Annotated in this window: 1 protein-coding gene and 1 pseudogene; both read right to left on the bottom strand. The window is 49.4% G+C overall.

All coding sequences use genetic code 11. The annotated features are described in order from the left end of the window. Nucleotides 1-254: 254 nt before the first annotated feature. Nucleotides 255-7907, bottom strand: a pseudogene (locus H509_RS26830) (SDR family NAD(P)-dependent oxidoreductase); the annotation flags it as partial. Nucleotides 7908-7919: 12 nt separating this feature from the next. Then, nucleotides 7920-14159 carry a beta-ketoacyl synthase N-terminal-like domain-containing protein gene (locus H509_RS26825; protein WP_028545678.1) on the bottom strand — a complete coding sequence of 2080 codons (6240 nt, stop codon included), beginning with the start codon at nucleotides 14157-14159 and terminating at the stop codon, nucleotides 7920-7922. Nucleotides 14160-14278: the final 119 nt, after the last annotated feature.

The following is a 14278-nucleotide window of genomic DNA, read 5'->3' as shown; positions in this document are numbered from 1 at the left end:
GGCCCGATCCCATGTGATTGCGTCGAGCGTTGCAAGGAAGTTGACGCATAGGAGTTGTTCTGTGCAAATCGGGCTCGACGAGGCAATGCAGTTACGTACTCGTCTTCGACAGCATTCAGGCTCTCCGCCTTGTGGAGAGGCTCTTCGTTCTGTACTTCAGAGGGCAGCAGCAATGGAGCAATCTTCTCGTAGTGTTCTTGAACCATGTAGTCGGCAAAGCTTTGAATCGTCGCATACTCAAAAAAGATTGCGGGAGTCAGATCGACTTTAAACTGTTCATTTAATCGATTCGTCAGTTCCGTAAATGTAACAGAATCAAACCCATAATCGCTTAATTTTAACTGTGGCTCAATATCTTGCGGCTTTACCTTGAGCAGGTGAGAAACTAGTCTGGCCAGCGCCTCTTCCATCGCTGTTGACACAAGCAAATTCTGCTTGTCAACGTCTGCATTTGCCCCATTTTCCGCAACAGCAACAGCCGTGGCAGCCGCCTCATTCCAGCCTGCCGTCTGCTTAGCGTCACGATTAGCACCGCGATGATTGGCTGCCACACGAGCTCTCATCTGTGCCAACTCACCTTCTAACACGATGAGATGCGGCGCATGCAAAGATAACCCATCATATAATGCCTTTATCCCCGAGGTAGTACGCATCGGAATAATGCCAAGGTGATGACGCAGTCGTTTCTCGTTCTCTACGTCTACTGTCATACCTCCCTCTTGCCAGAGCGGCCAGTCTACCGTCAGAGTACTGCCTGAGCACAGTCCAGCACGCACCGCCTCTGTCCGCAGTTCCGCATATACGCTTGCAAAAGCATTAGCTGCCGCATAATCCGCTTGCCCTGCGTTGCCCAGCGCTCCCGCAAGTGAGCTGAAAATAATAAACAGATCAAGTGGGAAATGTCGGCTTGTCTGATCCAGATGAACGATTCCCATCGTCTTAGCAGCAAATACCTCTGCCAATTCTGACGGGGTCTTTTTCAGAATGTAGCTGTCACGTGTGAGGCCAGCGCTGTGAACAATCCCGTTCAACTTTCCGTAACGGGTATGAATCCCCTTCATAAGCGCTTCAACCTGAGTAAGATTTGCTACGTCTGTTTGTACATATTCAATCACAGCAAGCGGGGCTTCAGTTTGTAACGCACGCAGCTTGGCTTGAACATGCTCATCAAGTTGAGAACGACCCGTCAGCACCACGATCGGCCGTTCTACACGACGAAGGATTTCTTTTGCTACAATTTGCCCAAGTCCTCCTGTGCCTCCCGTAACCAAATAAACTCCTTCGTTCCGCCACGGAATTTTTCCAGCATGATCCTTAATTGCGTGCTCCTTCCATGCCTGTACGTAGCGCTTGTTATGAAGATAACGAATATGAAGATCCCCTTGCTGGCTTTGGCCCGCATTATCTCTTAACATATGTGCCAACTGAGCAGGAGTATTGGTGGATGAAGCTGAATTAGGTTCCACCGACGCGAACTGATGGTCAAATTCGACTACTTGCCACAACAAGCGCGGATGCTCCAAATGCGCTGTTTTCAGCATCCCACTCAGACCTGCAAGGAGCCTGCCCTCATCAGTGGACGGGATAACTACTTGCAGCAACACTTTATCCGTTCCCCCAGTTGTTAACACACGCTGTATATGTTCAAGCAAATGGATAGCATAGTACTGAAATTTCAATCCGAAGTGCTGCTCGTCCGTCCATAGCGACAGGCAGTTAGCTCCCGTCAAATGGTCTGCAAGCAGACGGGCGTCTATATGCTCTAGTCCGCAAAGGAGAACATGATGGCGGTTCCACGACACTACAGAAGGCGTGTGCACCGCCAACTCACTTTCCTGCCATGTTGGTTCATAGACCAGAACACCAACGTCTGCACTTTCCGCCTTCATTGTTGTGGCTGATAATTCCTGAATGCGCCACAACACGTTGCCCGCTTCATCACATACGTCAATATCAAAAGTATGTGTCGTCTCTGAGGAGGGGCCGTTTGCACTGAATCGAGCGATCGCCCACATTGTAGAAGCCGCTGTATCGAACATACTCAGCTCACGTAAAGAATAAGGTACGGTTAAGGATACTTGCGGCAGCTCCGCCGAATGACCGCTTGATTCGTGCAACAAAACAAGTGTTGCTTGCAAGCTTGCATCTAGCAAGCCTGGATGGAGCATATAAGAAGCATCCGCAGCCGCTCCCGATTCACGTTCAGGCAATCGCAGCTTGACTATAGCTACATCAGTTCCTATAGAGATATGCTCCATACAACGATGTTCTGCACCATATTCCAGACCAGCCTGCTGAAATGCTGCGTAATACTGCTCCGTACTCCAGCGGCTTGGTCGCGCTAATGCAAGCAGGTGCTCCAACTGAAGGCGCGGAGGTTCTGTTTCGGTCCCGATCGTCACATTACCCTGCGTGTACGACTTCTCCGCTTCATTTCCGTATATTTCAAACGTAATGTCGCCACTGTCCTGCGCAAACAGCCGAATATGGAATGCTGTCTCATTCCCATGAATAACGATAGGTCTAGTCCATACGACATGTTTAAACGTTAAGCGCCGCTCTTGTTCCATTAGTGGCGCAGCAGCCTCAAATACAGCTGCCCGAGCCATTTCCAAGCACGCAGCGGCTGGCAGTACACTACGCCCGTTTATAACGTGATCAGCCAAAAATGGTTCTTTACCCGTAAAGCAAGAGCTAAACCGCTGTTCTGTTAAATCGGAAGTATTTCGATGTAACAACGGGTGCAGAACGGTTACGGCTGATGATGGACCTTGCGTCAAGCTAGACTTCACTTCATCTGACTGCTCCACCTTAGGCACCCAATACTTGTCCCCTGCAAATGGATAAGTCGGCAAATGCATTCGCCTTGGTGCAAAATCATAAAGTGTTTGCCAATTCAGCCGTGCCCCTTTTACCCATTGCTCTGCGACACCACATAATTCGCTGTGACTCATCCCACTGTGCAGCACAACTGGGGCTGCCAACTGTCTAATCGCCCCCTCGCTTCGATAACTGTCAGATGGGGTTTGCCCTGCCACCAGTTCTGTCAGCTTACTGACCAGATCATCTATAGAGCTCACCACACACGCAAGTCGCACTGGCATAGCTTCCCGTCCAACCTGCAAAGTATAAGCCAACTCCGACAAGTGAATGTGCTGCTGTCCGCTGTCCTTCTCTTCCTGGATCGAAGCAGCTTTGGCAGTACCAGCGCTTATGCCAGTGGATGCAGTTGAATCCCTGTAAATACCGGCAAGCGTCTCCCGCTCATGTTCAAGCAAACGATCTACCAGTTCATTAACGGAGCTTGCTTTGTACGTATGTCCCTCTCCATCTGGCAGCCCCCACAACTCCGCTAACCGCTCGGATAAGCGATGGCGCAGCAAGGGGTCCACGTTCTGGTCCACAAAAGAATGCGCGGCATCCAGCTCACTTGCAGCAACATGAAGCAGCTCACTTAGCTGTTGTAAAACGTCCGTCTCTATTTGCTCTCTCAAGTAGGAGGCGGTTGGTGCTGGATCGATACCAGCTGCTTGTTTTGTCAACAAGTCAAGCAACTGCTTGACGCTTGCATGCAGTCTGTCTTCACTACGCGCAGACAACGGGATAACTACAACGCCTTGTTCTCCACTCACAGCGTCCGACCGATCGAGTCGAACGCGGCTATGTCTGGGTACATACTCTTCAACAACCAAGTGAGCATTACTTCCGAAAGCACCAAAAGAGCTTAATCCAGCCCTTCTTGAATATGTTTTCAACTCACCGTCGATTGCTAATTCAGGCCGTTTCCAAGGTCCCCCATCACGTTCCAAATAAAACGGGGTATCCGTAAATGGTATAAACGGATTTGCCTCTTCGGCATGAAGGGATGGAAACAACTCGCCATGCTTTAATTGCAGCAGCAGTTTTGTTAATCCAGCAATGCCAGCTGCCGCCTCCAAATGTCCAATGTTGGACTTGGATGAGCCAATTGCGCAAAACTGCTTATCTTTTGTCCACACTGAGTAGGCTCGGTTTAATCCTTGAATTTCGATCGGATCACCAAGTGAAGTCCCCGTTCCATGTGCTTCCACATAACTGATCGTACGTGGATGAATGCCAGACTTGCTAAGCGCCTCCTTGATCACTTCAGACTGCGCAATGGGGTCGGGAACCGTAGCACCAGACGTCTTGCCAACATGGTTAATCGCGGACCCCTTTATAATTCCGTAAATCGGATATCCTTCGCGCTCTGCCCGCGCAACAGTCGTTAACAGGACAGCCCCTATCCCTTCGCCAGGCACATAGCCGTCGCCACCTTCACCGAAACTGCGGCAGCGCCCATCGGAGGACAAAAATTGCGCCTGCTGCAAAAACATATACTTGTGCGGGTGCGTAACTAGGTTGACACCCCCAGCAATTGCAAAGTGGCATTCCCCGCTGCGAATACTTTCACGCGCTAAGTGAATAGCTGTTAGCGAAGACGAGCACATCGTGTCCACTGCCAAAGACGGTCCGTGCAAGTTAAGGCTGTAGGATACCAAATTAGCAATCGCCGCAGGGCTGTTTCCAAATGACATTGGAACCCCTTGATGGGCGGAATCTGCGCCAAACAGCTCATAATGGCTCCAAAACACACCTGCAAATACGCCTACCGTATGTTCTCCACCAGATACATAATGGTGCTCTGCGCGATCCTGATAATAACCAGCATCCTCACACGCCTCCCATGCCGCTTGTAAAAATAAACGAGCCTGTGGATCTGTAGTTTCCGCCTGACGTGGCGACATATTAAAAAACAACGGATCAAATTTGTTGATATCATCCACAAAGCCGCCGAATTTATAAAATTGATCGACCTCATATCCAAACGAATAGCCTTCCCATCGATCCTGAGGAAAGCCTGTTACGCAATCTCGTTTCGCACGAAGATTGCTTTCAAATTGCTCCACATTTCTTGCAAGCGGATACCGACCAGATAGACCAATAACAGCAATATCATCGGGTCCGTAACTGACCTCGATTTCACTTGTGTCCGCAGCGAAAGATGCTGGAGGTTGGTTTGCACGGTTACCTATGAATGTCTCCTGTATAATACCCGCTGCTCCATACAATACAACCGCCTGTACTTCGTCTGCTGCAAGTGCGGCATCTAACGCCTGTAAACCTGCCTCATTAGGCAGCGGTCGCAGCCCGGACGATGCAAACAGCATCCGTTCCATCTGTGCGTCGATTTGCATGCCTCCATTTGCCCATAACGGCCAATTAAAAGACACAGTTGTCCCATATCGTTCCCCTGATTGAACTTGCGCCTCCCGTCTCGCTGCGAACACATCCATAATAGCATTGGCGCTCGCATAGTCCGCCTGACCGATATTGCCGATAACAGCAGAAATAGAAGAGAACAGCACAAAGAAGTCCAATCGTTCGTCGCGACTTGCCTGATCAAGCGCATACAAGCCGTGTACCTTAGGGTGAAACACTTCACTTAGCTCGTCTATATTTTTACGTACAATGTACTCGTCCCTAATGACGCCTGCACTATGGATAATGCCGTTAACTGTACCAAACTGTTCTTTGATGCGTTTAAAAGCGGTAGCTACGTCTGCCTCATTGCCCATATCCGCCTGCATAACGATCACTTCTGAGCCTTGTTCACGCAATCGCTTGACACGCTCTTCCTGTGCGGGACGTAACGGTGACCGACCAACTAATGCGAGATTAACAGGAAAATGAGATGCAATATGTTCTGCAACTAGTAGCCCCAGACCGCCTAATCCCCCGGTGATCAAATACGTACCTTTTGGCTTGTATGCTAGCTTAGATTGCTCAGGTCTTGCTGAAGTGTAAAAATGTTCATGATTATGGCGTGGCATCGCCACCCATTGTCTAACATGACGATCCTTGGAGTCGCCTTGATAAAGCACAGTCTCCTCCCCTGAGCGGTAAAAAGCGGATTCCTGCAAAAGCAGCTTTGCTACATGAGACGTAGACATGTTCAAGAGCCCGTCTATCAAGATCACTTTACCGCTAATACGAGGCTGTTCTAAGCTGGCGGTTTTAAACATCGCCTCCAATGCCGCAGCATAAGGTCCAAGCTCATCATCCTTATCCGCCACGACCAAGTAACGCACTTGCTCCGTAGTACGCTGCTTAAGCTCCTGCTGAATATGCTCAAGAGCCTGCTTAAACAGCAGCTCAAGACATGCAGGCGCTGTTGTGAGCGTTGAATCAAACACATCCACATCAGCATCCTCATAAGGCAGAATCGCCTGCAAGCTTGTCCGCAAGCGAGCGGCAGCTCCGAACAGCCATAGTTTCTGCCGTGCTCCAGGCTTCACGGATGGATAGCTTCCTCGGGCACCTGTATCCTTGCTGGTCTCTTCCCAATTGTTAGACTGAAAGTTAGGGACATGCTGCCATTGGCGCGCGTACAATAATAGCTCGTGATCCCCATCCTCAACTGGTCTGGCTGCGCGTTCTTCACCAGCGCGCTGTTGTTGCGTCAGTTGAAGGGCTTCCACGGAGCCCACTGTTGACGATCCTGGTTCATGCACACGGTTGCCTTGCACATTCGCTTCGTTAGGTGCAGCACCCTGTTCCGCCCCGTCAACATGGTCCGCCTTATTTACATCGCTGCCTTCTGTGTAGTCAGCTTGAACATCATGGAATTGTTGAAAAGCTGTCGCATACGTCTCCGCCAAATACTCAGATAATCGTTCAATGGTCGCGTATTCAAACAGAAGTGTCGGATACAATTGTGTTTCCAGTCGCCGTTCCAGCAATTTCACAAGTCCAAGCAGTTCCGTAGAGTCCAGTCCCAAATCATAAAATCCAGTCTGCGTATTCAAAGCGGCCGGCGAGGTATTAAGAACAAGCCCGATCTGCTCCCTTAAATAAGCTTCAGCGAGCAACACCGGCTCTTGTTCTTCTACATGATGTGCTGCACCTGCATCTAATGTCACAGATGACAGCTCTTTATCTTTATAAACAGCAGATGTTTCTCTACTCGCCGTCGAAGCGCGGTCTTGCTCTAATTCCACCAACCGTTGAATTGATTGCAATTCTCGAATGCGTTTTAACGTTAAGTGTTCAAATTCAACTAACAATTCGCCTGCCGCATTGCGAATTTCCAAGTTAGTAGAAAACACGTCCAATGCCCCTGTCACTTGCGCCTCATCTACAGCTGATCGGTGTGTATACGTATAAATTGTATCGGGCAACGACTTATAAATGCAGAAACGACCAATCATAAAAGGGATGTATGCTTTTCCCTCATCAAAATAATGGCTGCGTTCTCCACTTAGGCGGAAAGAGTAACCTGCGAAGGTTGAGCCGTCAAGGAAAGCCGGATGAGCATAGAACTTGGGACGATATTGTTCCGCCAGTTCGCCCAATTGCAGCTCCATAACCTCTTCTTGACCACGACGGTACACTTTCCCTAGTGTCTTCATAAAGGTATAGTGGTTAATGTCCGCGTCTCGTGCCACGCTGTAGATGTCATCCATGTCCCATTGTTGATCCGCCTGGTTCATCACCGCTTCAATATCTCTAATCCTGTTCGTCTCGTTCTGCTCCGGCCTTCTGAACAAGGTACATTCCATGTTAGCCTGCCATTCAGGATCTACAACCTGGTCGCCGCGCACCTTCCTGCTCGTCACCCGCACTTGAACATGTGTTGGCTGGGGTGTAAAAGTAACACTAACTTCCTGATCGAACTGCGGTGATGTGACGATTGGCTGAATAAACAAAATATTGCGCAGCTCAATAGCTTGTGTGCCCAAATAAGGCAGCGACAAACGATATACCATGTCAAGCAGCGTAACTCCAGGCAGCGTACGAATCTGATGGACCAGATGGTCCCGAACGATATAGTTGGCATGCGTAACTCGCTGCAAGTAACTTTCTTGCTTTTGCGTTTGACTAATCATTAGCAATGCTCCTTACCTCGTAATCTGGACAGGCTCAAAAAATGCTGCAAATGCGTCCTCTTCCACCAATTCCTGCCCTCGATGCACGTCCTGTTCTACAAGCTGCGGCTGTGGCCAGAATCTTCGGCGGTTAAATGCCACCCGTTCACCATTTGGAGCGAGAGTAGCGCGCAGTGACTCAGGTATCCCTTCATTGCTGACGATAATATGTGCATTGTTGCCGCCTAGGCCAAAGGAGCTGATGCCTGCTCTTAGCACGTCATGCTCTGTTTGCCAAGACCTCGCCTCTCTCACTAAATAAAACGGTGAATCATCAAAGTTAAACCTTGGATTTGGATGACTACAATTCAGGGTCGGAGGCAACTCTCCCGCCGTCATGGAGAGCAGCACTTTTATTATGCTGGCCGCGCCAGCCGCACTTAGCAGATGACCCAAATTTGTCTTAACACTGCCGACGCCACAATACTGCTTATTGGAAGTGTATTTGCCAAATACTTGTGTAAGTGCTTTTAATTCAATCGGATCTCCAATCAGAGTGCCTGTTCCATGCGCCTCCACATAAGTTATTGTGTCTGGATGAATGCCGCCATCCTCAATAGCCGCTTCGATCAGTTCACGCTGCGCTTCCGGATTCGGCGTGGTTACGCCCATCGTATTGCCGTCATTGTTAATCGCCGTACCATCAATGACCCCATATATTTTGTCGCCATCCGCAATAGCCGCTTGTAATGGCTTCAGCACAAGCACACCGCAGCCTTCGCCCAATCCAACACCGTTTGCCGCAGAATCAAACGTGCGGCAGCGCCCTTCTGGCGACAATATTTTGGCCGCGCTCAGATCCAAGTACATGGACTCATCAAGCAGTATTTCTACACCACCAGCAAGCGCCATCTCTGCTTCACCGCTTTGGATGCTGCGCACTGCCAAGTGAATTGCAGTCAACGAGCTTGCACAGGCAGCATCAACGACCATATTCGGACCCTTGAAGTTATAGATGTGAGACAAGTGGGCCGCAATGAAGTTTTGTCCTGTCGCAACGAGTACATCCTTTGAGGTCGCGCAATATTTACTACCGAAATTGCTTGTTCTAGTTCCTGTAAATACGCCCACTCTTTTGCCCCACAGGTCACGTTTGCCAAATCCGGCGTCTGCAAGCGCCTCAGCGCTGACCTCAAGCCATTGTCGCTGTAACGGATCAATTTGCTCGGCCAATGCCTCCGAAATATGAAAATAACTAGGATCAAAATATTCGATCTGCTCCAGAAACGCGCCCCATTTACTAAGACTTTTACCAGCTTGATGCCCGCTCGGATCGTAATAGTCCCGCCAATTCCAACGTGATAGCGGAACTTCTCCAATGCTGTCCTTACCCAACCTCAAATTTTCCCAGTATGATTCTAAATTAGACGCCTCCGGAAAGTGACACGCCATGCCGATAACGGCAATTTTATCTCGATTGGTGGCAACCCGCTGTGGTGTTGACGTCACGCTGCGTTGCCGTATGGAGCTCATGATTTTGTTTGCACTAGATTCCTGTTCGGACCGAATGCTCTGATCTGCTGTTAGGTCTTTATGTGGGGTTGTATCTGACTTCAAGTCGATGTGCAGGTTAGAAGGAGCTTGAGTATGTGTGGTTAGATTTGCTAACAAGGCCTCGTGATGATGGGCAACCAAATAGTGTGTCATGCTCCCTATCGTTCCTTGCTCGATAAACGCTGCCGGGTCTACAGCTACCCCTTGCAAACTTCGATCCATCTGCCGCACAATTTGCGCCAACATAATCGAATCTATGCCAAAGTCCTGAAATGGCACATGACTTGTGAGCTTCGCAGGCTCTGTCTTTAACTCCTTGGCCAGCAGAGCTGTAAGCCAAGTTTCTGTCTGCTTCACCAGATCCGTATCGGATTGCTGTGTTCGGGAAGATTCCGTATGCGGCAACGCGGGCTTAATCGTCTTTTCATCTGGTTGAGCAGAAGTGTCCACCATGTAACGATCAAGCAGCCGTGACGGATTCCACTTGTTTGGCTGCACAACTACTGGCATGACAACAGGGCCAATCTTACTTGATACAATTGTATCCAGCCAACGCAGTCCTTCCTCATTCGTTAAGCTGTACAGGCCTGTATCGTCATAGGCTTTATTTCTCACCTCGCCTAGCCCTGTCTCTTTCCAGCTCGGCCATTGTATGCTGACGATTGGGCAAGTGTCTTGATAAGCTTCTGCGGCATAATCCAAATAAGCATTCGCCATAGCATAATCACTTCTACCTGCACCTAGTGTAGGGATTATGGCTGATACGGAGGAGAACAACACAAAGAAGCGCAACGGCTCTGTCCTTACACTCGCCAATAACACTTCGAATCCGGTCGTCTTTGGTTCAGCCACCTGCAAGAACAGATCCAGAGGTTTGCGAATAAAGGCTGGATTATCCAAATCCCAGTTGCCCGCACAATGAATAACACCCGCAATCGGGCCCCACTCGTTGCGAATTGCCTGCACATGCTGCTCCACCAGTTCTCGCTCTGACAGTGGCAGTGCCAGCACTTTCACTTGTGCTCCAAGCTGCTCCAGCTGACCTATGGCGTCAACCTTTGCTCTTGTGGCTGCTGGCAAGTCCTTCCCCCACAGTTCACGAGGTGGCAGTTCTTCTCTACCGGTCAGTACTAGCCGCTTGACGCCGTGATTTTTAACAAAATGCTTTGCGCAAAGGTAGCCTAGTCCGCGTGTACCTCCCGTAATCCACAACACTTCCTCGTCTGCAAAGGCAAGCATCGGACTCTTTTTATCGCCGCTATCAGGCGCAGACTCAAACCGAGCATTAACACCTAAGCCAGCCTCCTCAAAGCTTTCCATTGCTTGAAGCTCTGCTTTGTACCGTATATTTTGCCGATAGCATACTTCGGCCGTTTCTTCATCTGCTTCCAGTTCGTTACTGATGATGTCTGCAATATGTGCTGCTGTCACCTCCACCTCTACATCAATGTGACGTGAAATGACATGTCGATATTCGCTTTGCAGCATCCGGTACAAGGCTGCACGTACAGCACCTGCGCGATGGATGGACTCGTTTTGCAGCGCCTCAAGTCCTTGTGTAACACCTAGTACAATAAGTCCTTTCTCTCGACTTTGTTCTACGGCTTGCTGTAGCAGCGGTATTGCGCTCCATGTCGGATCAGCCTCCATTCGGGGCCCGCAGCCTGTAATGTCAATCCATGCACGATAAGTTCCCCAAACCTGATCCTGCTGATCAGCCTGTACTAGCAAATCTTTCTCATTTAGCAGCACGACTTGATGCTTCGACAGCTTCTGCTGAAGTGCTAAAGCAATATGTTGTGTGACTGGATTCGTTAAGATCACAATTGCCCCGTCATAATCGCTCATTTTGACTAAAGGCTTGGGCACCCATTGTTTGTGCAGGCAGCTCCATTCCCGTGTTTCGGGCCCCTCCAACTCTGCCTGCACCGTCTGCTCTACCTTTAATAATTTGACTTGCAGCCCTAATACAGCAAGCTGACATCTTCCTTCTGCGTCATACAACCGCATATCAAGCTCAAGCAAAGCATTCTGCTCCGCCTTGCCCTGACATTCAACCATGACCCACATATCTGATGTGCATGCCCCGTAAATGTCTAGTTCATGCAGAGCTACAGGCAGCAATTCTCCATGCCAAGTGAAATATCCAGGCAACGTAGTGTCACTTTCTATGGCGCTTATAATCGCGGCCTCCAGCAATTCGGGATGGAGAATAAGCGTATCTGCTGGCACGTTAGTTGACGTAAATTGTATGTGCGCAACATACTTTCCTTCCTGATGATAAGCCGCCTTAATATATGGCATGTGAGCAGGAGGACTTGAAACCGTCCAGCTTAAATCCAGCTCAGTCAGAGGAAATGATACTTCCTCCTCTAGTGGTGTTCGGGTCAGCCACTGCATCCTGCCTTGACTGTAAATGAAATCTTGTCCATTTACCTCAGCGTCTCGATAGATTTCGTACCCGATATCCCCATCCGCAAATGGCACTAGCGCAGTGTGCACCTCATGCTGGTCCACATTAGCACAAATCGATTCAGACCATATCACATTATGCAGACGAATATATAATGACTCGTCTTTGTGCGCTGACGTTGTGTCTGACAGCGTCAGTGCAGCTCGGGCCATTTCCAGACAAGCCAGTGCACAAAAGCTTGTTCCAGAACCAGTAAATTTTAATGCGTCTGTCAACAAACCGTCAGCGGGTCCCGACCAGGTCGAACTGTATCGGTGCTCGTTCAAATTAGAAGTGTTACGATGCAAGTAGGGATGGAGAAAGTCGTGTTTTGGAAGCTTCTGAAGTGTAGTGGGCTGCTGCTCATCATTCGATTTCACAGGCTGTGGCAGCCAGTGTCTCTCTTTTGCAAAAGGATACGTTGGCAATGCCAGCCGTTTGTATGAGGCAGATTCGAACAAAGCAGTTGTGTCCCAATACTCCCCTTCCACATATCGTTCCGCCAGTCGAGTGAGCTTATCTTTATAGGCTGCGTTGCTGCTTCCCTTGCCTGAAATTCCTTTTCGAATATGTGTCACATTGGCTTGAGTACCTTTCCCTGTTGCATGTGCCTCTGCTTGTCCCGTGTAGTATCCTTCCGTATGTTCTCCTTTGATGATGTGCGCTAACTTCTGTCTTAGCTCTTCCACACTGGAAACAACTAGGGCTGATCTAACCCCGAAATGCTCTCTGCCGACAAGTAAGGTCGCACTTATATCGAGCAAACTTTCCTGCTCTTCATCCTGCTTTAACCAAGCTGCTAGTGCGATTTGCTTCGCCATTAATGCTTCAACCGTCTTCGCCGACAAGCAAATCAGGTAATAGGGATAGCTGTTCTTTCGCCCTTTTTTGCGGTTCTGTTCAGGTGCTTCTTCTAGTAGAACGTGTGCATTGGTGCCGCCAAACCCGAACGAGCTTACTCCCGCTCGACGCGGCAACGCATTTCCTTCATGATCTCGAAGTGCTTTCCATGACTTGTGTGTATCCAGCATATAAAAAGGGGTGTGACGAAGCTTGATTCGATGGTTCAAACGCTGAAAATGATGGAGCTTGGGCAATTGCTTATGCTTAAAGGCAAGCAGCGTCTTAATAACCCCCGCCATACCAGCAGCCGCTTCCAGATGCCCGATGTTAGACTTTACCGCGCCTAGTCCGCAGTACCCTTTTTTAAGTACGACTCCCTCCTCTGTCGCAAGCTGCTGAAACGCTGTGCACAGCCCTTGAAACTCAAGAGGATCTCCTTTAGGTGTGCCTGTTCCATGCGTTTCGATGTAACTCACACTTAATGGAGATACACCCGCCCGGCGATAAGCCTCGCAAATGACATCTGCTTGTGATTGTGGATTTGGATACGTTAACGTATGCGTCTTTCCGTTATGATTAATGGCACTGCCTTTCACAATACCGTAAATTCGATCTTCATCAGCAAGCGCCTGAGCTAATGGCTTGAGTACTACCATACCAGCACCTTCGCTGCGAACGTAACCGTCTGCGCTGTCGTCAAACGTTTTGCAGGAGCCTGTCGGAGACAGCATACCTGTCTTCGCGAACGAGATATGGCGAGTCGGTGTTAGCAGTAAGTTGACGCCACCGGCAAGTGCTACTTTGCACTCTCCCGCTTGCAGCGACTGCACAGCCGCATGAATGGCGTTTAATGAGCTGGAGCAAGCGGTATCAATCGGAAGACTTGGTCCTTTAAAATTAAAAAAGTAGGAGATTCGATTGGCAATGACGGCGGAGGCCGTTCCTGTGGAATGATACGTTTGAATGACTAACGAAGGATGTTCTTGAAGCTCTTTATAATCGTAATTAAATACGCCGATGTATACGCCCACATTGGAGCCTGATAAGCGGGAGGGTGCAATTCCTGCATCCTCAAAGCTGTTCCAGGCCAGCTCCAGCATGATGCGCTGCTGGGGGTCCATCGTCTCCGCTTCTCGGGCCGACAGACCAAAAAATTGTGGGTCGAATGCATCCACATCGTCGATAAATCCTCCCCATTTGCTGTAACTGGTATTTCCTTCTCCATCCTTGTCTCCCCAATAGGATGCCCAGTCCCATCGATCATGCGGTATTTCATTTACACTTGAGCGGTCTGCTGCGAGCAGTTCCCAAAATGCATCGTAATGTGCGGCTCCTGGGAATCGACAAGCCATGCCAACGATAGCAATCTCCTTTCCCTCCACTACTTGCTCTGGCGTATCCATTTCGCCACTTGTATGGTCCATACTGTACACTCGCCTCCTGAACAGAATTAAGACACGCCAAACAGACTGAACAATTAAAACCGTTCAGTCTGTGCTATCCCTTGCTTTTGCATTTCGATGTGGATGTGACTGGCTCAACT

Origin of the sequence: Paenibacillus taiwanensis DSM 18679 (assembly GCF_000425125.1) — a bacterium.
Lineage (GTDB): Bacteria > Bacillota > Bacilli > Paenibacillales > Paenibacillaceae > Paenibacillus_B > Paenibacillus_B taiwanensis.
This window is presented reverse-complemented; position numbering and strand designations above follow the sequence as displayed.

Excerpts from the sequence above, each read along its gene's own strand:
- H509_RS26825 (WP_028545678.1), bottom strand. The coding sequence starts at position 14,159 with ATGGACCATACAAGTGGCGAAATGGATACGCCAGAGCAAGTAGTGGAG.